Genomic DNA, 23,953 nt, shown 5'->3' on the forward strand with positions numbered 1-23,953 from the left:
CACCTGCAATTTAAGACAGAATCTATTCTTTTGGTGTTGTTACACAAAAAACAGTTTTTCAATCTTACTGCGGGCTACTAATGTAACTTTTACCCAATCTAACTGCATTGCTCTATATCTATACATCGGCGAAATTGCGTGAACTCAAAAAAAGAGGCGGTGCTTTGCACCGCCTCTTTTTTTTGAGAAATTAATTATTTCCAGTTCTTAGCTACAACTTCGGCTAAATCAACAACACGTTGGCTATAGCCCCACTCGTTGTCATACCAAGCTACAACTTTCACCATGTTGCCACCCATCACCATAGTTAAAGATGAGTCAACAATCGAAGAGGCATCAGTACCACGATAATCAATGGATACCAAAGGCAATTCGTTGTATTCCAAAATGCCTTTCATGGAGCCTTCAGCAGCAACACGGAATGCTTCGTTCACTTCTTGAGCGATCGTGTGCTTTTCAACTTCTACAACAAAGTCTACAACCGAGACGTTAGGAGTTGGTACGCGCAAAGCAATTCCATTCAATTTGCCAGCTAGCTCAGGCAGCACAAGAGCAACTGCCTTAGCTGCACCAGTTGAAGTTGGCACAATGCTCAAAGCCGCAGCTCTCGCTCGACGGAGATCACGGTGGCTAGCATCAAGCAAGCGCTGGTCACCAGTGTAGCTGTGGGTAGTAGTCATCACACCCTTAACAATGCCGAAGTTTTCTAGAATAACTTTAGCTACGGGAGCCAAGCAATTGGTAGTGCAGCTAGCATTACTGATGATGTGATGAATATCATGGTTGTACTTATCTTCGTTTACGCCAACTACAAACGTACCATCTTCGTTTTTGCCAGGTGCTGTAATCAAAACTTTCTTAGCGCCTGCGCCAATATGTCTACCAGCACCAACCTTGTCAATGAATACGCCTGTAGATTCAATAACTAGATCAATACCCCAATCTTTCCAAGGTAGGTTGTCAGGATTGCGATCGGAGACTGTTTTGATGGTTTTGCCATTGACAGTAATTGTGGTGTCATCAGCACTAACTTCGCCAGCAAATTTGCCGAGCATGGAGTCGTACTTGAGCAAGTGAGCGTTAGTTCTGGGATCGGATGTATCGTTAAGTCCAACTAATTCTATGTTTGTTTCTGAGCGACCAGCCCAGCATCTGAGAAAGTTACGTCCGATACGTCCAAATCCATTAATCGCTACCCTGATAGTCACTTCTTATCGCCCTTTATATAAATTTAACTTTTTACTTTAATCTGATGCTTATGATACCGAAAAACCGTCACCAATTTATTCTCTATTCAAGCAAAATTTTGAATCTTTCTAAAAACCAAAAAGGTAGGAGCAATTCATGAATTGCTCCTACCTTTTTAGTTTTTAGATGAAGTAGGCTATGCCTATTTCATATATTTTTTATTGACTACACCGTAGTTGGAATTTTCGATTTCACTGGTGCAAAGCTAGGCACAACAATCGATTTGTCCTGCTTGGTGAGGCGATCGTATAGCTCCTTGGTATTAGGGTAGTTAGCCGCAGGGAAAGTCTCGAAGCGGTTGTAAGGTACTACATCTTCGCCAAATGCATCGAGGAATTCACGGCTGTTAACCATTTCCGTAACCATTGCCTTGATGCCACTAGTTGCCAAAATCACGTTATATTTGCGGATTTCAGCTTGATCGAGGGGTGCACGTCCTAAGAAGTGCTTTGTACCTAACTCGATCACCTTGGTGTTCGGGAATGGTGTGTAGAATTCCTTGATGTAAAGGTCGGATGTACCGATCGCCAAGATGAATTCCTTGACCGTGGTTTCTTTGTTGAGCAACTTGGAAGTAAATTGGCTGAATTGTGAATCAGCAACGTAGGCATCCATGTCCCGCTCGAACACTTGACGATAAGCAGCCCTTACCAAAGCGCCCGCTTCCACAGGATCAGTTGTAGTGAGCTTGAAGATCTTACGTTGTTCACGTTTCTTGTCAACACCTTGGTTGATGCGATCGCGGATCGATACAGAAGAACGTTCTTCGGTAACTTGACCAAGTTCGACAAACTTAGGCGTTGGTTCAACCACAACTTTAGTGCCTTTTTCTTCGCCCAAAGTGCCGTTGCGATTGTTGCGAAGCGATACACCTGCGGGGGTCAGATAGCGCTCATAAGGAACAGTATCTTCACCAAAGGCTTGCTCGTATTCCTTGGTGTCAAGGATCGCATCAACGACAGCGTAGAAACCTTTCTTTGATGCTAGATCAAAGTAAGCATTCATTTCTGCACGACCGTAGGTAGGGCGACCCAAGAGGCGACGATGGGTAAATTCGATCGCCTTACAAACATAGAGCTTAGTCCAGTAGCGATCGCGGAAGGTAGGTGACTTCGCCAAGATGCGGACGAACTCACGCACGGAGATATCGCCATTTTCCAGCTTGATTTCGGCAACGGTTTGACGCTGACCAGAGTAAGGAATAAAGCCAATAATTTGCAGGTAAATAGCACGAATTACCGCTTGGGTAGAGCTTTCAGAGCTAGTGATGCTCAATCCCTTAACTGAAGATTTTCTAGCACCTTTACCGATCTTGACGTTATCACGCAGGGTTTGATCGAGTTTGAATACCTTGGGACTCATCGGATCGATTGAGCCAGTTGCCGATGGGTTACCAAGTTGGTTGGTAATACCAGCACCATTGCGGATCAAGATGCGACGAGTATCTTTGCCGAAAGGAGCGGGTGATGCGCTGGGGTTGCGAGTTTCTTTGGGGAAAATCGCGCCAAACTTAATTTCTAGAGGATCGTTACCAGCACCATAAACATGCTGATCGGGCAATGGATTCTGATAAGCCGCAAACAAGGTGATGAATTGAGGAACCTTGCGGAAAGGTGCTGAGTAGTTGAACAGGTCAAACTGTGCGCCCCAGTTACGAGCAGTTTGAGCTTCCTGTCCGTATCCACGTTGGTAAGGTACGGTTTCTTCGCCGAAGTAGTCACTATACTCTCTGGAGTTAACTAGTGCATTGACTAGGGCAGGTAGACCACCTTTGGAAACGATCGCAAAATAAGCAGCAACTTCTTCACGGCTTTCAGGAGAGCGTCCAAGGAAATGCTTGAATGCTAGTTCGACAGCACGGGAGTTGATGAAAGGTAGGAAAAACTGATCGCGGTATAGAGGCGACAAGCCTAGGCGACGCACAAATTCACGTACCGAGATTTCACCATTTTTTACCTTAGAGTCAAGGTCAGAAATACTTTGGCTATAGGCACGGGCGATATCACGCTCGAAAACTTGACGATAAGCAGCTTTAACTACTTCATTTTTCTCTGCCCCAGTCATGGCAGCCTTCATTACAAACTTCTGACGACGCTCTGCGGTGTTGAAGTAGATCTGAGGTAGTGCCAATCCTTGTAGATCGGGAGAGTTGCGCTGACGGACTTTAGGTGATGGGGTTGCTGCCTTGAATTCAGCGATCGCCACATCCATATACTGCTTAATAATTTCAATCGCAGTAGGATCGTTAGTGAAATAACTTGCTGCTGCTTGCTTCATAGTTTGTAAAGCAACGATCGTGGCATCGGTCGAGCAAGCTGCCTCGATGATTTCACGTAAGCCGCGCACATTTTGAGCAAGGATATTGGGGTCACCTGCAACGATCGCATAGGTGGCATAGCGCAAAAACCATGACAAGTCACGTAGGGACTTCTTCATGCGGTCTGCGCCATAACGGGAAATGTTAATTGGGCGGAAATTGGGTGGAGGTGCATCTACAACACCAATAAGTCCTGTATTACTGAAGAAATTCTTGATGGTTCCTAAAAAGCCACCTTCGCTTGCTTCGGTATAAGTGGTTGTCCCAAGTTCCATGCCAACCTTGACATCAACTACGCGACCAGCGCGATCAATTTCAAGCTCTTCTGAACCTTTGGGCTTTTCCAAAAATGCCATGGCGGCTCCACCCGTAAAAATACGGCTAGCTGCCTTGGATACAATGTTGTCTGAGTTTTTGGTCAAAATCGCAGCAATTTCGATGCGCTTAAGTCCAGATTGAAAGTATGTGGACAGATCATCTAGTTCGCTACGAGTCGCAAAGCGATCTTGTTGCTCTATCTGGGAAATTGTGGAAGTTATAGCGGTCTGATATAGACGAGGGCGGGCATTTACTGCACCACTTGACGCTGTTACGCTCATGTGTCTGCCTTGTGATCTTTAAAGGGTATGTAAAAAGTCGAAATAATAACTACCCAGTATAGGGTTTTCCAACTAAATATCTAACTCTATCTCATCAGAAAATGCTGCATTTACAGGTATTTCAACCAAAAACTAACGATAAGTTTTGTAAAGCAAGTACCTTAGTGATGCTGAATATTCATATATAGCTGTATGTAGGGCATAAGCGCGATCGCCTTAATCGCCATATTTTAGATTTTGTTAAGCTGGATCTAAATTTTAGTCTCCAAATTAGTTGTCAGGCAACCAACTCAACAAGACAGGTAAATTTGACCATAAATTTAACACCCCCTAAATCTTATGATTGCCACACCTTATAAACCCAACGAAATTTCACCTATTGCATCATCGATTGAACAAGCCAGACCAATATCTGAAAATCGGGTCTTGCTATATGGGGTTAGCTGGGAAACTTTTGAGAGTTTATTAGCAGATGTTGGCGATCGCCGTTCAACTCTATTTCATTACATTAATGGTACTTTAGAGATTATGTCTCCTCTCTCACTGCATGAAGGTAGCAATCGATTTATTGAAGCTTTACTCGGTGTATTTGTTGATGAGTTAGAAATAGATATGAGACGGTTGGGATCTTTACTGATGAAGATACCAGAGTTAAAGGTTGGGGGAGAACCTGATTCTTGCTATTACATCAAAAATGAGGTGGTGATCCGCGAGAAAGAAAATGTCATTGCCGGACAAGATCCACCTCCTGATTTGGTTTTAGAAGTGGATATCACTAGTCCTAGCGATCGCCGTTTACCAATCTATGCGCTTCTCGGTGTGCCTGAAGTCTGGCGTTATGATGGCTATAGTTTGGAGTTTTTAGGTTTAGAGAATGGAGAATATGTTCCCATTGAAAATAGTTTGTCTTTTCCGACGTTACCCGCAGCAATTATTGTGGAATATGTGCAGAAGCGATCGCTCTTAGGGGAAAGTAAAACTTTAAAAGAGTTTCGTGCATGGGTAAGGGCAAATTATTCACTGCAAGCGGAAGTTTAAATTTTTGAATTTGGGTGTGATTGCTATTTTAAAAATCAGATCTTTTTCTGTTTGAGGTAGAATTAAAATAATTGCAGAAAAGTTTCATGCTTAATACAATTAAAGCAACATAAAAAAGAGTAGAAGTTCACTTAATTCTGCTGACTAGTGTTTATTTAGCTTCGTCACACAAGATGTTTCAAAGAGTTTAGAAGTTAGTTTTATGTTTGAATATATTATTCACGTGCCTTTTCCACTTAAACTAAAAGACTGTGAGAGTGATGAGATTTCATGGATGAAGGTTGCCCAATACAATTTTGATCCAGGTTTGCAAATAGATGAAGAAATTAACTTGAGCACACATTTTGGTGGATGGGGTGATAAACCATTCTTTTTCAAAAAAGCACGGGTTGTTAGAAAAGATAAAATTGTCATATCTCAAAAAGGGGGAGATATCTTCAGGATTGATGTTTTTGTTGAGATAGCGGATAAAGAAGATCTTGTAAGAATGCGAGAAATTCTTAGGAAGTTAAACCCAGGAAAATTTGAGGATTAATATAAACCTAGAAATATTAGCCAATTTTAGCCCACTAAGTTCAACTCTTAAAGAACACAAGAATGTCAACAATATCCCTAACTGAAGCTCAATTTAAACTTCAAGATCTGATCAATGAAGTCTCACAATCTCACGAGCCTATTCTGATTTCAGGAACTACATCTAATGCTTTTCTAGTCTCCGAAGAAGATTGGAAAGGGATTCAAGAAACAATCTATTTACTTTCAATTCCCGAAGTTGGTGCGTCAATTGTGGAAGGTTTAGCTACTCCCATTAGTGAATGTAGCGAGACATTGGAATGGTGAATTGGAAATTGGTATACACCAAGCAAGCTCAAAAAGATGCCAAGAAAATTGCTGCAACTAATCTCAAAAGTAAGGTTGCTGAACTTTTATCCATAATTCAGGTGAATCCATTTCAAAATCCACCACCTTATGAAAAATTGGTTGGTGATTTAGCTGGTGCATATTCCCGCAGAATAAATATCCAGCATCGACTTGTTTATCAGGCGATCGAATCAGAGAAAACCATTAAGATAATCAGGATGTGGACGCATTATGAGTAAGTGCGATCGCAGATTTTCGATTTTATAAAAACTGATTGAAAGGCAATTTCAAAAATAGCTTTTATGAAGGCTAACTATTTTTGGGCATTCTATAGTGTCAACATACACAATCTAAGGTTATGTGTATTGACGCACCCCAAAAGATATAATCGCTTAAGACTTATTTACATAATCATAGACACAATCACAGATTTATATGGCAGAGGTTACTTTTTTCAACGCCCTCAGAGCAGCGATCGATGAGGAAATGGAGCGCGATCCAGCCGTTTATGTTTTAGGCGAAGACGTGGGGCATTATGGCGGCTCCTACAAAGTAACCAAAGACCTTTACAAAAAATACGGTGACTTACGCCTACTCGACACCCCGATCGCAGAAAACAGCTTCACAGGTATGGCGATCGGCTCAGCAATGACAGGTTTGCGCCCAATCATCGAAGGCATGAACATGGGCTTTTTGCTGCTAGCCTTTAACCAAATCTCCAATAATGCGGGGATGTTGCGCTATACATCTGGCGGTAATTTCAAAATCCCGATTGTCATTCGGGGACCTGGTGGCGTTGGACGCAACCTTGGCGCAGAGCATTCACAGCGTCTCGAAACTTACTTTCAAGCTGTCCCTGGGATTAAGATGGTGGCTTGTTCCACGCCTTACAATGCTAAAGGCTTGCTGAAGTCAGCAATTCGTAACGATAACCCGATCCTTTTCTTTGAGCATGTGTTGCTATACAACCTCAAAGAAGACATTCCTGACGAAGAATATTTGTTGCCTCTCGACAAAGCTGAAATCGTGCGTGAAGGTAGCGATGTTACCATTCTCACCTACTCAAGAATGCGCTATCACGTTCTCAAGGCTGTTGAGACTCTAGTTGATAAAGGCTACGATCCTGAAGTGATTGACTTAATTTCACTAAAGCCTTTGGACATGGAAACTATTGTTACCTCGTTGCGTAAAACCCATCGGATTGTGATTGTTGAAGAAGGAATGCGCTGTGCCAGTATTGGTTCAGAGATTATTGCTTCGATCAATGACAGCTATTTTGATGAGCTTGACGCGCCGATTGTCCGTTTAGCCGCCCTTGATGTGCCAACTCCCTATAACGGGGGCTTGGAAAATCTGACGATTCCTCAACCTGAAGATGTAATTGCCGCAGTTGAAAAGTTACTTGCTTAAGTCTTAGCGCAAAGCGCTATAACTTAACAAAAGAAAAGAGGATTTGGAGACCAAATCCCTACATATTTGTAAAAGTAGGGGCTTGGTCTCCAAGCCCTAATCTCAGCGTTTCAAGTAACATCAGTTCCTAAAAGAAAGGAGGCGCGTAGCGCCTCCTTTCTTTTAGGAGACTTCAAGTAAATCTTGCCAACAAGTTGTGTATTTTGGCGATCGCTGTTCAGATTTAGATTTCCAAACTTGAATCACTCCAGTAGTCGCAAATCGTAAAGTATCTCTGCCATATATTTCATTGATCGTATCCATCACACTCATCAGATTGCGCGATCGCTGCTTTTGCTCATCATCACTAACATCAAAAAGATTTCCTTGAATTTGTTTTTCAGACACAAGCCCTGTCATGATCACACCAGCTTTTTTGAAATGTTGTCCTTGACGATAAACACTTTCAGTTAACTGTGATGCAACACGGGATAGTTCGATAGTGTAGTTAGTGGATAAATCTAATTCTGCGGTAGCACTATTGGAGTAGAAATTATCACGAAAAGGACTAGTCCTCGCAAAAACGGTAACCACACTGGCTGCTTGTTTCTGCCGTCGGAGTTTTTCGGCGGCTCGATGCGTAAAAGAGGCGATCGCTTCCTTTAGTTCAGGTAGTTTATGAATCGACTGAGGAAAAGAGCGAGAGACGCAGGTTCCTTTTTTGGGGTTATCCATCAATTCCATTGGTAGGCAAGACTCTCCTCTTAATTCTCTTTGTAGTTTCAAGCCGACAATACCCATTTTGTTGCGAATCAAGCCTTCATGGGCTTCTTTCAAATCTAAAGCTGTAGCTATTCTTCTTTCTTTCAACCAATTTGCATATTTAGAGCCAACACCCCAAATATCGCCAACATCCACTTGAGATAGAATTTCATCCATAGATGCATAGACACTGAGATCGAAAACACCTGATCTAGATTGCTTTGCAATGAGATTAGCTAACTTTGCCAAGGTTTTAGTCGGCGCAATTCCTACGGATACAGGAATTCCTACCCATTGCATCACTCTTTGACGGATCTCGTTGCCATAGGTCGTTAAGTCGCGATATCGAAACCCGGATAAATCAATAAAGGCTTCATCAATTGAGTATATTTCCACATCAGGTGCAAAATAAGCTAGTGTGGACATGACTCGACCCGATAGATCGCCATAGAGACTGTAATTTGAGGAATAGACTTGAATATTATGGCGCTTAATCAGTTCATAAATTCGGAATACAGGTACACCCATCTTGATCCCAAGATCCTTCACTTCCTGCGATCGCGCCACTACGCAGCCATCATTATTTGATAGAACTACCACAGGTTTACTAGTGAGTGCAGGATTAAACAAACGTTCGCAGGAAACGTAAAAGTTATTGCAATCGACTAGGGCGAATCTTTTTTCGACTTTTCGGTCTAACACAGTGGATGGCATTAGTGACAACTCCCCAAATATGTAAGTCGGAATGTTCGTTAATGAAAATGGTTTGATAGCTTTCGTTTTCAGGGACTAGAGCTATTTCTCCTCTCAGGTAATGCAAACGTTTGACGGTGATTTCTCCTAGCACGACAGCGATGACAATATCATTGTGAGTAGCTTCAATCGAGCGATCGACGATCAACAAATCGCCATCATGGATATTAGCTCCTGTCATCGAATTCCCTGAAGCCCTTACAAAAAAAGTTGCCGCAGGATGAGTTACTAGATAACTATTGAGATCGAGCTTATGTTCCACATAGTCTTCCGCAGGAGAAGGGAAGCCCGCAGGGACAAAGCAATTTTGTAATGGCAATTCTAGCGTAGTACTCATATCAGGAAGATGAATATCTCTAATAGTTTCAGCAAGATCGCGAACCTGCTCTTTTGTCCATGAGTCAATATTTACAACGTTCTTATTTGTTAGCAACTGGATATTAGGAGCAGATTGATCCTGTCTACTGCTTTTTAGTTGCCTAAACTTATCTTGCGGCGGATCGTCACTTTCCATAAGCTCACTTTTGATTAAAGTACGATATTCAAAACTTTAACACGATCACTTATGTATAGCAAGATCAAAAAAAGCAGAGACTGCAAAAAATGCAGTCTCTGCTTTTTTAGCGTAGCCATTTGCAGTGTGCTTTGCACGCCGCAAATGGATATATCTTTTTTAATCTTAGCTAAGCAGCTTGAAAAATCATTTGATTGGGTACTGAGACCCAGACCTGAAATTTTTCTGTGTCAGGGGTAATCAATACGGCTAAACCCAAATCTAAGTCTTGTCTACAGGCAGAGATCGCTTCGTTCAAGCTGTTGTATGCCCTGTCGGCAACAAAAGTTTTGCCTAGAAATACAATCCCGCGCTCCCTGCCAGCGATGGTTATGACTTCAATTGGGCGAGTTTCATTTAGTGAGTTGAGAATCATGGCTGTTGGATAGTTAGGCTTGAGATATTTGAAGGAATTTCTCTATAGCTATGAGTATCGCTTTCTATAAGTGTTAGGACTGCGATCGCTAATTATTGTTTCGGTGATGTCATGTGTGGTAATTTGCGATCGACATCACTAATCTAGAAATTTAAGCCTATGGATAGGATGCAATCTATCAGACCAATCTCCATTTGCTTAAGTAGCTAGGCATAAATAAACTAAAAACCGAAAAGACTGTTCCGCCCGCGTAGCGGGCGGAACAGTCTTGGGTTTTAGGTTTTAATATGCTCATCTACTTATTTCGCAATGGCAACAAAATCTTGGTGTCAGAATGCTTTGATTCAATAAAACAGGACTATTTTTGCCGTCCATTGGGTGGAGGAATAGAGTTTGGAGAAAGCAGTCAAGAAGCGATGTTGCGCGAAATTGGGGAAGAGCTTGCGCTTGAGATAGAAAATTTAAAATTAATTGAGGTAATCGAGAATATATTTGTCTACGAAGGTAAACAAGGGCATGAAGTTGTATTTGTCTATGATGCTAAATTTGTAGATAAATCTTGTTATGACAAGGAAGTTCTAACTTATTACGAAAGTTCCATAACTACGGAACTCACTGCAAAATGGCTGTCTTTAGCAGATATGCAGCAACAGAATATACGACTAGTTCCAGAAGGTTTGAAGAGTTTACTGTTTGCTTAAAGAAATAGATAGATTGCTTTGAAATCTATCTATTTCCTGATCACTAAATCGGAATGTTGGGATTTGAACCCAAGACCCCCACTACCCCAAATTTGAGTTCTAAACCTTATATTTCGTTCTATGCATGAATTTAACTGCATATGATTAATTGCTATACCAATTTTATACTGCTTTTCAGATATTGGGGTGATAAAACGAAATATATACAATTAGGCTGTGCATAGATGTATCACTGATTAAATCGCCAAATTACAACATCATCAGAGTCGTAGAAGAAGAGATTCTAGTGACATTTGTAAGCTTGAGGCTTTAGCGTTATCGATCGCTAATAAATTTAGTTTGTCAGTATCCGCTACTAACTGAGCAACAAAGGCATCATGATCAAGTTTTGCCTTTTCCCCAGTCGTGTAGTCCTTGAGTAATTTTTGGACTAGCTTGGAATGTTTACAGGAATTAAGTTTTTTGAGCGTTTCAGTGACATCTTGGCGCGATATACCTTGCGGAAAGCTAGATAACAGAGCAACTCGCTTTTTAATCTTGTTAAGTCGTTCAGAATTGACATTGATATTGGCTATGGTATCGACTTGGACTAAGTCAGTTGATAGATGCTGCTTGAGTTTTACTAGTAGTTTGTAAAGGTTGCTTGCTGAGGTGAGTAATCGATTGGCAGCAATTACTTCGCTAACTTCAGGCGTATTAAAGGCAGTGGCGATCGCTACACCATAGGCATCACGCTCACCTGTTTGATCGTTCCAAAAAATATCGCGTTGCTGTTCGGCAATTACTGCGCCATTGGGGTCAAAATATTCGACTTTAAAAGCTGCTAAAGCCATTGGTTCGTTTGTTTTGTTGCTACTTGTTCCCAATGCGATCGCATTAGCTTGATAGTCTTTACCTAGTTCAGCAATTTTTTTACTCAAGTCCTCGGCATACAAAATTTCTTGATGAGTGTATAAGTCATGAGAATTTTCTTGCTGGCGATAGACTTCTTCTTGCAGATTTACATGCTCCATATTTCGCACCTTGGCAAGACTTTGAATAAATTCCACATACCCTGGCAAGATCGGATCGTCAAAAAGGGTGTCACCATAAACTGAAGCACCCAGAGTATTTGCATCTGTGACATTAGAAATTTCACCATCTGGGTTTGCCAGATCGCCAACGAGTTTTTTGTTGAGATTTTTGAGGCGGCTTGCTTGCCTTAATAGCTGACTTTCACTGTTGGCGTAGTAAATCACAATGTTTTCGGCTTTGTGCTGCTTAGGTCTGTCAATCCGCCCGATACGTTGCTCTAGGGTCATGGGATTCCAAGGCAAATCGATATTGATTAGATAGTCAGCATCTTGGAGGTTTTGACCAACGGAGAGTGTTTCTGAACCGATTAGCACCATGACTTCTGCCGATGGATTTGGGCGATCGCTAGGATTTTTGCAAGTGGCAACAGGGGCAAAGAGTCGAAATAGCTGTTGACGCTTGATACCGTTCGTTTGGCGATTGTATTTGATGAAGTTATGGGGCGCAAATTGCAGGGGACGAGTTGCGTTTTCGGGAAAGTAGGTTTTTGTAGATCCGATCGCCATGCCAATACCTTGACTAGCGATCGCACTGTCCCTAGACATATGCAGATAGTAATCAAGGACAGTATCGGAGAAGGTGGAAATCAGTAATACTTTTTTGCCTTGGCTAATTAAGTTTTTAACTTGCTGTGTTACCTGTTCGCGTTTATGGTCTTTGAGGAATTCATCGGCAAGCAAGTTTTGGATCTGCTCCATCTGCTTTAAATCCTGTTCACAGGCGGCGAGCATCAGGTCATAAATTTGTTTAGCTTTTTCAGGATGATCGATGAGAGCATCAGTGGCTTTATTGATTTGAGTGCGAAGCTGTTGACGCTTAGTTTCTTTGCTAGTTTCAGGATCGTTATTTTCTTCCTCCTCTTCTTCTTCATAGTCTTCATCTTCCATGAAGAAATCTGCCTCATAGTCGAGTTGATAATCAAGTTCTATCTTGGTTTGTTTGCTAAAGCCGTAATGTTCAAGGAGAAAGTTATTTAACCCTTCAGCAGTGGGAGCATCAGAAATTTTTGCTAAGCGATCGCTCATTAATTTAATTCGCATCCTGAAATTAACAATGGTGCGACGCAGAGCATACATACTTGATTCAGCACGTTGTAGGAAAAAACGCCTTTGGTTTTTAAGTAGCGATCGCTGTTCGGCTGTACCTGTGAAATAGCGCAATGGGTCAGCAAAGGGGATATATAGATTGGTTTCAAACTGAGTAAAGATTTGCTCTAGGGCTTGCTCGGTACTTGGTTCAAATTGGACAGGGAGCCATTCCGCAAGACGTTTAGCATAGACATTCATTTCGGGCATTGCCTCGCGCAACATCTGGCGAGTACGTTGCAAAAAGAGTTGCTTATAGACGCGGCGAAATAGGTCAGTGCGATCGGTGAAATTTTCGACCCCACTTTCGCGACTGGCAAACCAGTGGGAGACTTCAGGGGGAAAGCCAACTTCCTTAAAGCCCTCCAGACGGGTTAAGAATGGGCTGAGGATGTTGTAAATATCTTCGCGACGGTTATTCCAAGGCGTAGCAGTTAGTAATAGAAATTGTCTCTGTTTGCCATTGCGTTGATCTTGCTCACGGATTTGTAAACAGGTCTTATGGATGCGGTTGTTAAAGTTACGGATGCCTTCGTGAGCCTCATCAATGATCACCAGATCAGCGCCTTCAAAGCGATTAAACTCCTCTACAAATTTGCTTCCCTTTCGGCTCATTAGGTTTTTGTTAAAAAGTTCATAGTCCTTATGGCGACGTAATCCAAGCTCGGACATTTCTCGTTCCCAGTTTGACCAGAGCTTTTGAGCCGCCACGATCGCAATTTTCGCCTGACCACCTTGTTGTTCTTTCTGTTCGCGATAGAGATAGGCAACCGCCGCAGCTAAGCGCGTTTTGCCAAGTCCGACGGCATCGGCACAGACAGCAACTCCAAAGTCTTGCATTACTCTCAGACAATGCTGTGCGCCTGATTTTTGATGTTCATAAAGAATTCCTTCGTTGATAAGCTCATCAAGATAACTGTCCTGTTTGACCCGAAATTGGTTGGGGCGTTGTTTTGCCATCCAATAGAGAAAGTCATTAGGTGTGCCATATTCACCTGCGAGTATTTTTTCAACTGCTTCTTTAAAGCCAAGGATTTCAGGGAACTCAGGAACTTTAACAATATTGCTAACTTTGGGCGCGATCGCAGGATTAACTTTGTATTCTTCGCCTTTTTTATCCCTGACTCGAAAATCATTAAGAGTCTGTGGTGGATGATTGGAATCGACTTCTACATCGGCTCTTATCGAATCCTGAGTTTGGTCTGTAATCGTGACTGTGACTAGCGGATCGTCAATGACCGTAACTTGCGTAACTTGATCGAGGTTGTCCCCTGTAATCTCGACTTTAGTAGTTTCCCCGGAGGGAAGCTGATCAGGGCTAATGGTTTTAATATTGGGCTTTTGGAATTGAGCGCGGCGATCGCGTTCGGCTCGGACTTGTTGCAAAAATTCTAAGCTGATGTCAAAGGCTAGATCTTGACGATGCCATTCTTGATCGAATTGTTGGATACTTTGGGCGATCGCCTCACGATCTAAATCATCCCAAGAATATAAAAAAGTGACGCTCTCAGCATTGCGGGAATGGGCAGCACGGGTGAAGTTGTCTGAACCTTCATGAAGAATATGGTTATCGAGGGAATCGCTAAAGATCCCCGTCTTTTTGTGATAGATGGCACGTCCCTGCTCCATTTTGATGAGCTTGATTTGTAGAAACTCCAAGCGCACAAGCTCCGCCAAAATCTCTGTATGGCTAAAGGTGCTATCGGCGAGTCCTTGCAAAAATTCTTGTAAAGTACGCTGGGCGAATTGGGCGCGATAGTCAGGGTCTTGGAGTTTTTCGAGTTCGCTAATATCAGACTTTTTCGTAAAGCCTTGCCAATCCATCAGTAAGAGGATTCTGCCATCGGTCTGAATAATTGATTGCAGTGGCTCCTCGTAGAATTTGAGAATGCCACTATCAAAGTAAGCGGTAGAGCGACGATAGATGCTGCTACGTTCTAGCATCTGGGCGATCGCAAGATTATATTTTCCTAATTCATCGGGTAAGTTATAGCGCCGTTGGATGCCTTTAATCGCTCTGAGGCTACCTTCTAGTAATGCAGGTTCTTTGGTAACGCGATCGCGCTTTAGGAACTTCTCAATGTTTTTGATATTGCCAATTCTTAGCAAACTTGTACTAGGGACATCCCCTTGTTTTTTTGGGAGATAGTGATAAACCTTTGCGTCTTGTAAATCAATGCGAACGACGATATGAGTGTCTTTTTTGCTGCCTAGCCCGAAGAATGAGGCAATGTTTTTAAGAAGGCTATCAGCGTCACGGTGTTTGAAAACTAGCCAATATTGGTTGTCTAGCCCTTTTATCGGACTACCTTGGGGCAAATAGTAGGGGCGCTCGTTGCGGATTAAGTCTTGAATAATGGCTTCGAGCATAGGAAAGTCCCCCCTAAAAAATGTATATATTTTGATTTTGTGGATGAAATGCTATAGGTAGCGTAGCTAGAGTTTCTAGGATGTTAAGTATGACTAAATCTATGGGATTTACGGATATAGAGAAAAAATGAGATAATAAGAGACTACATTTTTTAACTTTTAATAACGCTACGCCTTTTTTAAGGCAGTAATTAAGATAATAACAAGTTTCCTGAAATTTAACATTAAAACATTGCAGGTTGGGAGGTTGCTATGACACAAACTCAGCTTCAAATGTCAGACCTATATGATCGTTTAGATGCGATCGGGTTTCCTAAAAAGTATCTGCAAAATAAAATATTGCCTGATTGGTGGACTGATGACGTTGACGCGACATCAGGGGTTTTAGTTGAGGGGGCTTTGTATCTCTCACGGCGATTGAACTTGGATATGCGATCGCTACTAGGTGCTGAAACTAAGCCTATATTTGAGGCGGCTTGTCAGCCCAAATTTAAGCTTAAAGTTGGTACGAATAAAGAACAGCTTATGATTCCCCGTGCTTTGTCAGCACGAATTGCGGAAATGGTTGCTTACGCTTGTTTGCGCCCCTATCAGGCGATTGATGGCTTATCAGTGGCGGATATTCGTCAGCAAATCCTTGCTAAACAAGAGGTGGTTGATTTAGATGGGGTACTAGATTTTTGTTGGCAATATGGTATTCCTGTTATTCATTTTTCTGAATTTCCCTCTGGTGTGCATAAGTTTCATGGCATGGTTGCCTATTTTTATCAACGTCCTGTCATTTTAGTTAGCCTTAAAGATCTTTCACCAGCTAGGCTTTTGTTCATCATTGCTCATGAGGTGGGGCATATTTTGAAGGGGCATATTGATAGTGAAGGAATATTAGTTGATGAGTCGATCGAATTAGAAAGTAGTGATACGGAGGAATCTGAAGCCAATCAACTTGCTGCTGAACTTTTGTTGGGTAAGTCGGGTATTAGCTATGACCTTTGGCAAAAATTTGTAAGTGGAGAGCAGTTAGCGAGTCAAGCTGAAGAGTGGGGAAATAGGGATCGCGTTAGTGCTGGTGTGGTTGCTTTAAATATTGCTTGGAATCGGGCTAATCGGGCAAGTAATCCAAAAGATAAGGGAATTATTTGGGCAACTGCAAAAAATGCTCTAAAAATCCTTGAACCAAGTCCAAATGCACCACAGCAAATTAATCGCTATCTTGCTACAAATCTTGACTGGGAAAAGATGGGAGAGGAGAACCAAGATTATTTGGCGACGATGTTGGCATTAAATCTTGAGTCGGTTGGGTGATTGCTCTTGGCTAAGATTTGCTTTCTAGATAATGACATCATCTACAAATTAGTAGCTTTTCAGCTATTCGATGAGGCGATCGCTATCTCTGACCTGCAAATCGATAAACCAAATCTCCGAGTCCTACCTACTGCCAAACATTTTTTCCGAGGTAAACAAAAGAAAAATGGGGCATCTCCCGATCCAATTTTGACGGAGGTAATTGAGTTGGTTAGTAGTTTCGCTTCTGCTATTTCTGATGTAGATGATGCGGTTACAGAAGAGTTGATGCAGTTACAGCAAGTTGCGGGGATTCATGAAGGAGAACGGGCTTTAATTGTGGCGACGCGATCGCAGACAGATTTTTTATTGCTTAGTGGTGATAAGAACTGTATGACGCAACTAGCGACAATTCCTGAACAAATTTATAAGCGGTTATGTGGACGGGTGATTTGTTTGGAGCAGATTATTTTGAAGCTGATTGAAGTTAAGGGTTTTGTGTTTGTTTGCGATCGCATTTTACCGATGGTTAGTTGTGATAAGTCTCTTCAAATATGCTTTGGCTATTCGACTCCTGCTAGTGAGGAGAATGTAATTGCGGGACTGAATAGCTATATCAATGACATTCGGCAACAAACTCCAAATTTGTTAGCAGATTTGTAATTTGTAAGCTTTCTTCTCACCTACTGCAAGACTTCCCATTCATCAAGAGCTACAGGCTCTAAAGGATTGAGATATTGAAATGGCTTACTCAACTGATTATCGAAAGTATTTCTGTCTCCTACTTTTGTCTCAGCATAGGATAGGGCTTCATAGATATCGGCTTCTTCAAGGTATGGATAGGCTTTTAAGATTTCAGGAATCGTGCGCCCTGATGCCATTAAGCCGACCACAGTACCAACTGTAACTCGCATACCGCGTATGCAGGGTTTACCTCCCATTACTTCGGGGTTAAATGTGATTCTAGTTAGCTGTTTCATAACCATTACCTTTTGGGTTTGTGAATAGTTTACTGTTGGGCATAATGCAGTTCCATTAACCTTTCATAATTTGCATCATCTCTATCCAAAATATTCTCAATTTCTGCGCGATTTGCATGGTAGTAAGTCAATGCTGCAAAGACTTGGGCAAGGTTTAGCTGAATATCACGCGCAATTTCTTCAGCACCCATGCCTGATTTCCAAAGTGTGGCAATGCGCCCAACCGAAACTCCTGTACCTGCAATGCGAGGACGATTTCCGCAAATATCAGGACTACTGACAATCAGCGTACCAATATTGATAATAGTTGCTGTCATAGTTTTAGGTTTCCTACTCTTTGATCATTATACAAACCGCTATACCCTGCTGAATATCCAAGACTTTTACTCAATGGGAAAGCTGGGAATGGCAACATCGATCGCTTTCATAATCTGCATGGTTTCAGAGAGTGCGACGATGATTTTTTGATAGTGGTTGAGGTCTTCGGGGCTGAGTTGCCGACCTTTGCGGTCTTTGAGCCATTTGTGACAAACTTGATAGCCACCGACATAGAATTCCCAAACGCTTTTGGATACTCCTGTAAATCTGTCGCCTTTTTTATTGATGATGACTTCGCCATCGCTATATTTGGGATGTCCTGCATCAACTACAAATTCGCCGCCTTTGTCGATTATTTGCAGATCCCCCCTGCCCCCCTTACTAAGGGGGGTGTCCGATAGGACGGGGGGATCGAGTTTGGGTGATTTCATCAGGTGCAATGCAACCAATTCTTCGCCATATTCGCCAAGTTTGCGGAATAGTTGATCGTCGCTGGTGAGGGGGACACGGGGAAAATCGATTTTTAGAAATTCGGCGTAACGGGTGCGATAGGTTGGGGAATGGAAGATTGCATAGATGTAATAGAAGATTGCTTCTGGGGTTGGGGGGTAGCCTAGTTGTTTAGTTATTTCTTTTAAGAAATCATCGGAGAAGTTTGGTCGGCGTTGTTCTTTTATTGTCGATGTTTGAGGATCATTGGAATCGGGGTAGAGATAAAGAGGGTAAACAACACCACCTTCTTTAGTTCTAACAGAAATGATATGCTGATCAGTCAACGAATTTGTAACCCAAATATGATCAAATGGAAGTGAGGCTAGTTGTCTAACAGTAACTAATGCTAAATTGTCTAATTCTAAATGTTGCATTACCCGTCTATTTAACCGTGCAACAAAGTTAACATGATAAAAAATAAACCTTGTGTCAAATGGTCTAAATGATTCTTTTCTAATATGATTTTCTATTTCCGAAATACTCAAAGACAATCTAGCGGTATGAGCATTCCACATATCTTGATCAGCTAATTTTAGATCAAATACTTTAGTTGCTTCTTCATCAGATTTTGTATTATCTATGAACCCTTCTATTTGTTTATAAAGCTCATCAAAAGTCTTAGCAATTACTAAATTGTCACGTTTAGTCAAACAACCAAGCGAAAATTCAGTCATTACTTCAGTTATCTTCCAATATGCCAGAAATTCCTCTAAAGAGTCGTTATTTTGTGGAATAAACAAATGAAAAGGCTTTTGAGGTTCTATTTCATTCCAATCTGTAGAATTAACATCATGAGTCGATAGCCAATCATATTTAACCTCTCTCATCCCATACAAATGCGCGTGTTGAATATCAGACATTACTTTTTAGATAATTGCTTAAAAAAATCACTTGATTAACCATATCTTCTGCCGTGAGTGAAGCCATAACCACAGACAAACCGTACAATCTCTCACCAATCGAAAAATCCTGATGCATTAACAATATTCCAGCATGAACTTTACCCTCGGCTAAAAATTGCTTATGGATTTTGCTAAAGTCGCGAATGTTATAGGTGCAAATGACTCGATTGTTTTGACCAGCCCATAACAACTGTTCCTCATCTGAAAAACCTTCGCGTTTAACCTCACTGACTGTCGTTACATCTATCTCCCTCTGACGTAGCGCCATCAACAAAGCCCGATTCATACTGTCTTCATCTAGATAGAAGCGAATATTAGTCATTATTAACTTCCCTTCGCCGCCAGATGTTCAGCATATAAGCGATCGTAATCCTCTCGATCTTGACGCAAGGATTGATCAATCTCCTCTCGATTCGCATGATAGTAAGTCAGCGCCGCATAAACTTGAGCCATACTCAGATAACCCCAATTATCCGCAATTTCTTCAGGCGTTAAACCTTGTTTCCATAATGTCGCAATGCGTCCAACCGTAATGCGTGTATTCGCAATACGCGGACGATTTCCGCAAATATCAGGATCGCAAACAATAAGCGTACCAATATTAAAAATAGTTGCTGTCATAGGTTTAGGCTCCCTGCTCTTTGATCATTATACAAACCGCCACGCCCTGCTGAATATCAAACACATTTTCATCCTTTGTGCCATCCACAGCCGTCTCCTTCTTCTTAGAGTTACCATGCAAATCTAAAATCCTAATCCAATTAAAACTCTTCGCCAAACTCTGACGCATTCCCCGAAAAGTCGGATTATCCAAATAACCATGATTAGTCACAAACGCCAAAATCCCTGTCCCCGTCTTATCAATTCGCCACTGTGAAAAGCGAATAAACTTCACATAGTCATCCTGCAACCATTTCGGATTCTTCTCTCCCAATGGCAACCCATCCACAAAATAATAATCCTTCACCAAAGCGCCCACCCACTCGCTCTTATTTTCAGAATGTCCAGAATAAGGAGGATTGCCAATTACCACCATGATTTCAGATTGCTTTTTAACTACTGCCCCCTGCTTTGCTTCTGCGGCGATCGCCTCCTCCATTTCAGGGATATTTATCTTTAACTGTTGAGTTTCAGTTGTTATCTTCACATCATCCAAAGTATTAATCAGATAAACCCCCAACCTTTGCGAACTATCAAACCGATAACCCGACTCCTCCAAAAACAAACCCAACTTCAAATGACAAATCGCATAGGGAGCCATCAACAACTCAAAACCAAACACACGCGGCAACAAATGATCGCGCACATAATCCGACCATGAAATATCACCAAGCCTTTGTTTAATTAGCGATCGCGCCTCACCATCATTCTCAAAGCGATCGTGAATCAACTTAAAAATCCATAACAAAAACGTCCCCGTTCCACAGGCAGGATCGAGAATCATTACCTCTGGATCAGCCAATCCAAGCGGCTTATTAAACTTCTCCTTAATTAAAATATCAACCGATCGCACCATATAAGAAACCACAGGCTCTGGCGTATAGTAAACCCCACGCCGTTCGCGCATCTTCGGCTTATACGCCGCCAAAAAGTCCTCATAAAAGCGAATCACAATATCCTCACGATTCATCTTCTGCTCAAAATCAGACAAAATCGCATCCATTTTCGCCGCTCTGAGAATGCCAAAAATTTCTAAGATGCCATCGCTTAGTTCATCCCCAAACTCATCCAAACTATGCTCAGACACATCCTTAAACAACTGCCTCAGAAATGGATTTGTCTCAGGTAAACAGTCCCAAGCATCCTGACGAGTGAAATAGGTAGGAATAGTTTTCTGTTCTTTGCGATCGCGCACTTGCCGAAATACCCTCGCTGTAAACAAACCATAGGCGATCGTCTGAGCATAGATATCTGCAAAACTGTAATCCTTCTCATTCTCCGCAAACGGCTTGAGACTTGGCAGCAACTCCCTTTTAAAACTCTCTAACAATCGCTGTAAATAATCATTAGCTTGCTTTTTAGCAAATACATCAGAAATTGCTTGCTCTATTTGACGGGTCACAAGGGCTAACTGGATCGCCAACTCTTTCGCCGTCTCAATCGGTTTATAAAACACCCAATCCACATTAGGCAAAAAAAGCAAAGCTGTCTCAGTAATCTTGTTAGCCCATTGCATTGTCCCCCATTGCAAACGCCCCAATCGCGCCTTGAGGTCATCACTATCCCAAGCAAAAATTTGAATCTGGCTCTTACGCAACTTCCCTTCCGCAGGTAACACTATCGCCACCCGTCCTACTCGCTCGGCAACTGGCAACAGTAAATACATCACAGGAGTATTTTCGGGTTCCTGATTCTGATAATGCCCATAGATTTTCTGCTGCTGTGGTTTGTCAACCAAAAAGTCCTTAATCTCAGCATCACTAAGCCGATCTAGCTCCTCATAAAACCCCACTGCGATCGGGCAAGTATTCTGAGCCTGTGCAATATCCTGCCCTGCTCTCACATACCGAAACCCCGAACCCGTCCGATCCAACTCCTGCAACGGATAGCCCAAAAATTCTCGCAAAGCCTCAACGCGCTGCGCCTCAGTCCCCATTGCGATCGCTTCAAATTTAGGCAAACCTTCAGACATCTTCAAATCCTTATCGATAGAAATACAAAAGAAATACAGAATTTTTTAGGATAATTACCAGCATACAGCCCTTTGCATAAAAAATATTGAAAGCGGCGCATCGCGCCGCTTTCAATATTTTTTCCAAGTTTATAAATCGGAATGTTGGGATTTGAACCCAAGACCCCCACTACCCCAAAGTGGTGCGCTACCAAGCTGCGCTACATCCCGTTGCGTTTTTGACGCTTTCCTATGATAACACGATGATTTGCAAATTTGGCTAGCGCGTAAAAAATATAGCGATCGTAATTAGGTGAGACGTAAAGAACCTCGCTTATTGCGAATTTTATTTGCCCATATTGCGTTTTAAGCGATCGAGTTCTTCATCCATTTCCCAACGCCGAAAAGTTTCTTCCAGTTGATCGTTAGGATCTCGAAAAGGTGGCGTGTAAAGGTTATCCCAATTTAAAGGTGTACTAGTCGGTGATTTTGCTTTGGCGGTTTTGGCTGCTTCCGCTATTTTGGCTTGGACTTCCTTACGACGCTCTTGGATTTGCACCTGTAGAGCTTGACTATCGATCGCTCTTTTTTTGACCAGTTCCATCTGTGCCCAAATTTGATTACCTTGTCGCAATAAAGCAGCTTCACGCTCTTTTGCGGCACTAGCTAGATCAGGGCGATCAAAGGATTCAGCTTTGACAGTGCGATCGTGCCAGACCCGAATTTCTTCGGCAATTTCTAGAATCCGATCTTGGAGTTTTTTCTCCTCTAGTTTAGAGCTAGCAATTAATTTCGTTATTTCTTCTTCTTGCTGACGTAATTTATCTTCGAGGATTTGCAACTCAATTTGTGGGTTATTGCGAATAAACTCCTCTAGGCGGGTCTCTAAAAAGCGAGATATATCCTCTATTAACCCCATATACTTTCCTCAGATGTTTTAGGCGCTTTCCAAAAAAATTGTAACTCAATATCAACATTGGCATTGACACCAAACCGAAAAGAGAGTGGCGGCGCTTTACGCCGCCACTCTCTTTTTGGTTTGGTTAAAACTTTTGACCAACAAATATAGTTTTAGTTTCCTTACCACGTTTGAGGATGATCTCTTGCTGACTAACGCGCGATAAAACCCAGCCTGTATTATTAATTGCTTTGCCTAACCCGATGGATTGCACAGAGCCATTGATATCAATCATGGCTGTAGAGCGATCGCCCAAATCCAGTATTCCAATTAATGTATACGATGGTGCAGGTGCAGCAGCAACTGGACGAGATACCGCCGCCGTATTTGATTTTGTAGCGCTTGCGGGGTTAGAAACATCGATGGAGTTGTTGGCTGTGACAGGTGGTAAGGCAAGAGGTGATGGAGCATTACCACTATTGCTTAAAGCTGGTGGTTGATATACAGGCACATACATGGGTTGTTGCATACCATTAGCAAAAGGATTATTTGCGCCAACGGGTAAAGGCATATTGCTAACTAGTGGTGCAGTCATCAGCGGAATACTGTTACTGATATTGTTGGGATTAGTGGCGATCGCCCGATTTTTATCTGCTACTTCCGATAACATCCGTTTAATTTCTTCACCAAAAGATTTGTTGGCAGCAGTATCTTTAGATGAAACTTGAGCAACAGTAACTGATTGGCGACCCAGCCAAATTCCATGATTAATTGTCCACATGACTGCGGCAATCAAGGCTGAGCTGCAAGCAAACACCAGTAACAGCCGATCAAGTAGGTTGTATTTTGGAGCTACTGGTTCAGGTGGTATCGGTGGAAGGTTGCTAGTCGGTTCTGGATTCCGCATGATGTAGGGTTGAATCCAGAGGACATCCTGTTTAGAGATGGGTGGTAAGGCAATATCAGCGACATTAAGTTTGGTAATGCTAACGGTATCTTTTGAAGTTGACATCTCTTTTTCGGAGGCATCAATTTTGGAAATGGCTACTATGTCTGAGCTTGAAGAGTTTACAGAAGCATAAGGGGCTGATGATTTACTTTGTTTGGTTTGTGAATTTTTTGACCTAAGCGATCGCTGCTTAGCATAATCGACATGGAGTGTGGATTCGACATCTCCAAATAGATCGTCCATTAAGTTATCAACGTTGTCTGTATAAGCATCAACGTCTTGAGTTACATAAAACTGGTTTTTATTATCTGTATTTTGCATCATATGCCGATCCTATTCACTCCATGAGCCTTACACATTTGGGAGTACCCAAAATTGTGCTTTTTTACCGCTATC

General features: G+C 42.1%; 22 protein-coding genes and 1 tRNA gene. 8 read left to right on the plus strand and 15 right to left on the minus strand.

Annotated features, from left to right (window positions below; all coding sequences use genetic code 11):
• Positions 1-194: 194 nt before the first annotated feature.
• The gene (locus ABM313_RS01685; protein WP_434685974.1) at positions 195-1,208 is read right to left on the minus strand and encodes a type I glyceraldehyde-3-phosphate dehydrogenase; all 1,014 of its coding nucleotides are present in this window, start codon (positions 1,206-1,208) and stop codon (positions 195-197) included.
• A 205-nt stretch (positions 1,209-1,413) separates the two neighbouring features.
• Positions 1,414-4,164, minus strand: a complete 2,751-nt coding sequence (locus ABM313_RS01690; RefSeq protein ID WP_434685975.1) for a phycobilisome rod-core linker polypeptide — start codon at positions 4,162-4,164, stop codon at positions 1,414-1,416.
• A 339-nt stretch (positions 4,165-4,503) separates the two neighbouring features.
• Here ABM313_RS01690 and ABM313_RS01695 point away from each other — a divergent pair, with 339 nt between their 5' ends.
• The 5 genes from ABM313_RS01695 (at position 4,504) to ABM313_RS01715 (ending at position 7,473) form a co-directional block, all read left to right on the plus strand.
• Positions 4,504-5,202, plus strand: a complete 699-nt coding sequence (locus tag ABM313_RS01695; RefSeq protein ID WP_434685976.1) for a Uma2 family endonuclease — start codon at positions 4,504-4,506, stop codon at positions 5,200-5,202.
• Positions 5,203-5,404: 202 nt separating this feature from the next.
• On the plus strand, positions 5,405-5,737 hold the full coding sequence (locus ABM313_RS01700) for a hypothetical protein (RefSeq protein WP_434685977.1): 333 nt from the start codon (positions 5,405-5,407) through the stop codon (positions 5,735-5,737).
• Between the two features lie 62 nt (positions 5,738-5,799).
• Positions 5,800-6,042, plus strand: coding sequence for a type II toxin-antitoxin system Phd/YefM family antitoxin (locus ABM313_RS01705; protein WP_434685978.1), 243 nt, complete (start codon positions 5,800-5,802; stop codon positions 6,040-6,042).
• Positions 6,039-6,302 (plus strand): Txe/YoeB family addiction module toxin, encoded by a 264-nt coding sequence (locus ABM313_RS01710; RefSeq protein WP_434688325.1) that lies wholly within the window; start codon positions 6,039-6,041, stop codon positions 6,300-6,302. Before ABM313_RS01705 ends, ABM313_RS01710 begins: the two co-directional genes overlap by 4 nt.
• A gap of 196 nt (positions 6,303-6,498) precedes the next feature.
• Positions 6,499-7,473 (plus strand): alpha-ketoacid dehydrogenase subunit beta, encoded by a 975-nt coding sequence (locus ABM313_RS01715; RefSeq protein ID WP_190579830.1) that lies wholly within the window; start codon positions 6,499-6,501, stop codon positions 7,471-7,473.
• A 162-nt stretch (positions 7,474-7,635) separates the two neighbouring features.
• On the opposite strand, the gene ABM313_RS01720 is transcribed toward ABM313_RS01715, so the two are convergent.
• From ABM313_RS01720 to ABM313_RS01730, 3 genes are all read right to left on the minus strand, one after another.
• Positions 7,636-8,928 carry a Y-family DNA polymerase gene (locus ABM313_RS01720; RefSeq protein WP_434685979.1) on the minus strand — a complete coding sequence of 431 codons (1,293 nt, stop codon included), beginning with the start codon at positions 8,926-8,928 and terminating at the stop codon, positions 7,636-7,638.
• Positions 8,867-9,481, minus strand: coding sequence for a LexA family protein (locus ABM313_RS01725; protein WP_434685980.1), 615 nt, complete (start codon positions 9,479-9,481; stop codon positions 8,867-8,869). The genes ABM313_RS01720 and ABM313_RS01725 overlap by 62 nt, the downstream gene beginning before the upstream one ends.
• Positions 9,482-9,650: 169 nt before the next feature.
• Positions 9,651-9,896 (minus strand): hypothetical protein, encoded by a 246-nt coding sequence (locus tag ABM313_RS01730; RefSeq protein ID WP_434685981.1) that lies wholly within the window; start codon positions 9,894-9,896, stop codon positions 9,651-9,653.
• A gap of 287 nt (positions 9,897-10,183) precedes the next feature.
• Here ABM313_RS01730 and ABM313_RS01735 point away from each other — a divergent pair, with 287 nt between their 5' ends.
• Entirely contained in the window at positions 10,184-10,597 is a 414-nt protein-coding gene (locus tag ABM313_RS01735) for an NUDIX hydrolase (protein ID WP_434685982.1), read from the plus strand.
• Positions 10,598-10,857: 260 nt separating this feature from the next.
• On the opposite strand, the gene ABM313_RS01740 is transcribed toward ABM313_RS01735, so the two are convergent.
• A complete protein-coding gene (locus tag ABM313_RS01740; RefSeq protein WP_434685983.1) occupies positions 10,858-15,126 on the minus strand; it encodes a helicase-related protein in 4,269 nt (1,422 codons plus the stop codon).
• Positions 15,127-15,378: 252 nt separating this feature from the next.
• Between ABM313_RS01740 and ABM313_RS01745 the strand changes: the two genes are divergently transcribed.
• Both ABM313_RS01745 and ABM313_RS01750 read left to right on the plus strand, forming a co-directional pair.
• Positions 15,379-16,428: an ImmA/IrrE family metallo-endopeptidase gene (locus ABM313_RS01745; protein WP_434685984.1), complete on the plus strand. Its 1,050-nt coding sequence runs from the start codon at positions 15,379-15,381 to the stop codon at positions 16,426-16,428.
• 6 nt (positions 16,429-16,434) lie between these two features.
• On the plus strand, positions 16,435-17,070 hold the full coding sequence (locus tag ABM313_RS01750) for a hypothetical protein (protein ID WP_434685985.1): 636 nt from the start codon (positions 16,435-16,437) through the stop codon (positions 17,068-17,070).
• A 20-nt stretch (positions 17,071-17,090) separates the two neighbouring features.
• Here the strand turns inward: ABM313_RS01750 and ABM313_RS01755 are convergent, their stop codons facing one another.
• The 9 genes from ABM313_RS01755 to ABM313_RS01795 form a co-directional block, all read right to left on the minus strand.
• Positions 17,091-17,387, minus strand: a complete 297-nt coding sequence (locus ABM313_RS01755; protein WP_434685986.1) for a DUF433 domain-containing protein — start codon at positions 17,385-17,387, stop codon at positions 17,091-17,093.
• 29 nt (positions 17,388-17,416) lie between these two features.
• On the minus strand, positions 17,417-17,704 hold the full coding sequence (locus tag ABM313_RS01760) for a DUF433 domain-containing protein (RefSeq protein WP_434685987.1): 288 nt from the start codon (positions 17,702-17,704) through the stop codon (positions 17,417-17,419).
• A 66-nt stretch (positions 17,705-17,770) separates the two neighbouring features.
• On the minus strand, positions 17,771-19,057 hold the full coding sequence (locus tag ABM313_RS01765; protein ID WP_434685988.1) for a type ISP restriction/modification enzyme: 1,287 nt from the start codon (positions 19,055-19,057) through the stop codon (positions 17,771-17,773).
• Positions 19,050-19,421: a DUF5615 family PIN-like protein gene (locus tag ABM313_RS01770; protein ID WP_434685990.1), complete on the minus strand. Its 372-nt coding sequence runs from the start codon at positions 19,419-19,421 to the stop codon at positions 19,050-19,052. Before ABM313_RS01770 ends, ABM313_RS01765 begins: the two co-directional genes overlap by 8 nt.
• 2 nt (positions 19,422-19,423) lie before the next feature.
• Positions 19,424-19,720, minus strand: coding sequence for a DUF433 domain-containing protein (locus ABM313_RS01775; RefSeq protein WP_434685991.1), 297 nt, complete (start codon positions 19,718-19,720; stop codon positions 19,424-19,426).
• 4 nt (positions 19,721-19,724) lie between these two features.
• Positions 19,725-21,731 carry an N-6 DNA methylase gene (locus ABM313_RS01780; RefSeq protein WP_434685992.1) on the minus strand — a complete coding sequence of 669 codons (2,007 nt, stop codon included), beginning with the start codon at positions 21,729-21,731 and terminating at the stop codon, positions 19,725-19,727.
• A 136-nt stretch (positions 21,732-21,867) separates the two neighbouring features.
• Positions 21,868-21,941 (minus strand) — tRNA-Pro (locus ABM313_RS01785).
• Positions 21,942-22,056: 115 nt separating this feature from the next.
• Positions 22,057-22,629, minus strand: coding sequence for a TIGR04376 family protein (locus tag ABM313_RS01790; protein ID WP_190579843.1), 573 nt, complete (start codon positions 22,627-22,629; stop codon positions 22,057-22,059).
• A gap of 124 nt (positions 22,630-22,753) precedes the next feature.
• Positions 22,754-23,881 carry a hypothetical protein gene (locus tag ABM313_RS01795; RefSeq protein WP_434685993.1) on the minus strand — a complete coding sequence of 376 codons (1,128 nt, stop codon included), beginning with the start codon at positions 23,879-23,881 and terminating at the stop codon, positions 22,754-22,756.
• Between the last annotated feature and the right edge of the window lie 72 nt (positions 23,882-23,953).

The sequence above is a fragment of the Pseudanabaena minima str. Chao 2107 genome (genome assembly GCF_051131155.1).
Lineage (GTDB): Bacteria > Cyanobacteriota > Cyanobacteriia > Pseudanabaenales > Pseudanabaenaceae > Pseudanabaena > Pseudanabaena minima.

What these genes read in the sequence shown, in the direction of transcription:
- ABM313_RS01780 (WP_434685992.1), bottom strand. Translation starts at nt 21,731, where the DNA reads ATGTCTGAAGGTTTGCCTAAATTTGAAGCGATCGCAATGGGGACTGAG.
- ABM313_RS01690 (WP_434685975.1), bottom strand. Translation starts at nt 4,164, where the DNA reads ATGAGCGTAACAGCGTCAAGTGGTGCAGTAAATGCCCGCCCTCGTCTA.
- ABM313_RS01695 (WP_434685976.1), top strand. Translation starts at nt 4,504, where the DNA reads ATGATTGCCACACCTTATAAACCCAACGAAATTTCACCTATTGCATCA.
- ABM313_RS01765 (WP_434685988.1), bottom strand. Translation starts at nt 19,057, where the DNA reads ATGTCTGATATTCAACACGCGCATTTGTATGGGATGAGAGAGGTTAAA.
- ABM313_RS01725 (WP_434685980.1), bottom strand. Translation starts at nt 9,481, where the DNA reads ATGGAAAGTGACGATCCGCCGCAAGATAAGTTTAGGCAACTAAAAAGC.
- ABM313_RS01715 (WP_190579830.1), top strand. Translation starts at nt 6,499, where the DNA reads ATGGCAGAGGTTACTTTTTTCAACGCCCTCAGAGCAGCGATCGATGAG.
- ABM313_RS01730 (WP_434685981.1), bottom strand. Translation starts at nt 9,896, where the DNA reads ATGATTCTCAACTCACTAAATGAAACTCGCCCAATTGAAGTCATAACC.
- ABM313_RS01745 (WP_434685984.1), top strand. Translation starts at nt 15,379, where the DNA reads ATGACACAAACTCAGCTTCAAATGTCAGACCTATATGATCGTTTAGAT.
- ABM313_RS01795 (WP_434685993.1), bottom strand. Translation starts at nt 23,881, where the DNA reads ATGATGCAAAATACAGATAATAAAAACCAGTTTTATGTAACTCAAGAC.
- ABM313_RS01740 (WP_434685983.1), bottom strand. Translation starts at nt 15,126, where the DNA reads ATGCTCGAAGCCATTATTCAAGACTTAATCCGCAACGAGCGCCCCTAC.
- ABM313_RS01790 (WP_190579843.1), bottom strand. Translation starts at nt 22,629, where the DNA reads ATGGGGTTAATAGAGGATATATCTCGCTTTTTAGAGACCCGCCTAGAG.
- ABM313_RS01700 (WP_434685977.1), top strand. Translation starts at nt 5,405, where the DNA reads ATGTTTGAATATATTATTCACGTGCCTTTTCCACTTAAACTAAAAGAC.
- ABM313_RS01760 (WP_434685987.1), bottom strand. Translation starts at nt 17,704, where the DNA reads ATGACAGCAACTATTATCAATATTGGTACGCTGATTGTCAGTAGTCCT.
- ABM313_RS01705 (WP_434685978.1), top strand. Translation starts at nt 5,800, where the DNA reads ATGTCAACAATATCCCTAACTGAAGCTCAATTTAAACTTCAAGATCTG.
- ABM313_RS01735 (WP_434685982.1), top strand. Translation starts at nt 10,184, where the DNA reads ATGCTCATCTACTTATTTCGCAATGGCAACAAAATCTTGGTGTCAGAA.
- ABM313_RS01755 (WP_434685986.1), bottom strand. Translation starts at nt 17,387, where the DNA reads ATGAAACAGCTAACTAGAATCACATTTAACCCCGAAGTAATGGGAGGT.
- ABM313_RS01720 (WP_434685979.1), bottom strand. Translation starts at nt 8,928, where the DNA reads ATGCCATCCACTGTGTTAGACCGAAAAGTCGAAAAAAGATTCGCCCTA.
- ABM313_RS01770 (WP_434685990.1), bottom strand. Translation starts at nt 19,421, where the DNA reads ATGACTAATATTCGCTTCTATCTAGATGAAGACAGTATGAATCGGGCT.
- ABM313_RS01775 (WP_434685991.1), bottom strand. Translation starts at nt 19,720, where the DNA reads ATGACAGCAACTATTTTTAATATTGGTACGCTTATTGTTTGCGATCCT.